The following is a 1,285-nucleotide window of genomic DNA, read 5'->3' as shown; positions in this document are numbered from 1 at the left end:
ATTGATTCTTTCACAAATGAAAGCTGCCAAAAGTCAATGGATTCGTTGAAAAATATTGAAATGCCAGCATGTGAGTTCAAGTTTAACCGCTGGGTTTATGAATTTTCTCGAGTGGCTGACTGGATAAATATGAAATTTAATTCTAGGCATCCGAGAAAGACACAGTTTGAAGACTTCAGAAATATAAACGAGAAATGATGTGACTTCTTATATGAAACGCAGGAAAAATGCATCAAGATCCTCGTCATGCCTGGACTAGCGATTTAATTCCTTAGTTGTTGATTAAGGCATTAAATCGTGCGTTGTGTCATGGTTATCTATTAAAATAAGTGAAAATAGAGAGACAGTTTGTTGATCATTTCATTAGGATTCAATGGTCTCCTAACGTTTAGGAGATTAAAAATGACAGCGAAAGATCTTCATGATACCACTCGTTCGCATTGGTTAATTGAATTAATGCATTGGAAACTCGTTGTTGGATTAAAAGAAGATGCCTGCTGAATTAGGATAGATGATCGAGCGGAAGTTTTGCACGAATAAGGCAAATGGTTCTAAATTGCTTAAAGCAAGAGAAGAGTTTAAATGCTGGGATTCAACGCAAGCGAATGATGTGCGCGATGGACAAAGAGTACCTGGCGACCGTGTTGGGAAGCCTTTCGTGACGCGGATGTTCATGCGTTTTCCATGATGTTCATGCATTTCCCGTGATATTGAGCCACCCTCGTATTTATAGCTTGGATGAAGTTAAATGAATGATCTATTGTCACTTTATGTGTTTCCTTTTGTGTTATTGGCGACAATGACTGCTTTTATGGGGATGATAAAAAATTTAAGTAAATATGCAATTGTAGGTGTGGTTTTTATAGTTATTTTAAGTGTTTTATTACTTTTATTAAGAGACCCGCTTGCGCCACCTGATTCGGCGAATTATCTGTGGATGTATGAAGATCAATCAAGCTTTCATAATATATTTACTGCATATCATGGGAATGTTTTCTTTTCGTTTACACAATATCTAGGGAATGCGCTTGGTTTAGAAGCTGAAGAGTTTTTTATATATCAAACTATAGGGTTTTATATCTTAACTTTTCTAGGCTTTAGATTAATATTTAAATCTAATAAGATGCTGTTGACTGCATTGTCCCTATTTGTATTAACCTCAACCTTTATACTTTTATATACTAATGTTATTAGGCAAGGTTTGGCTCTAGCATTGTTGATATTCGCAACTGGGCTATTTTTAAATAAGTTTAAATTCTCCGGCTTTATAGTGTTAGTGCTGGCT

The 1,285-nt window shown here is 35.6% G+C and carries 2 protein-coding genes; both read left to right on the top strand.

Features of this window, described 5'->3' with window-relative positions; translation table 11 throughout:
- A partial coding sequence (locus BZJ19_RS17335; RefSeq protein ID WP_235608290.1) for a hypothetical protein occupies positions 1-198 on the top strand: 198 nt, incomplete at its 5' end.
- 550 nt (positions 199-748) lie between these two features.
- On the top strand, positions 749-1,285 hold a 537-nt coding region (locus BZJ19_RS16905; protein ID WP_131826420.1), incomplete at its 3' end, for an EpsG family protein.

Origin of the sequence: Salinivibrio proteolyticus (genome assembly GCF_001996165.1) — a bacterium.
GTDB lineage: Bacteria > Pseudomonadota > Gammaproteobacteria > Enterobacterales > Vibrionaceae > Salinivibrio > Salinivibrio proteolyticus.
This window is presented reverse-complemented; position numbering and strand designations above follow the sequence as displayed.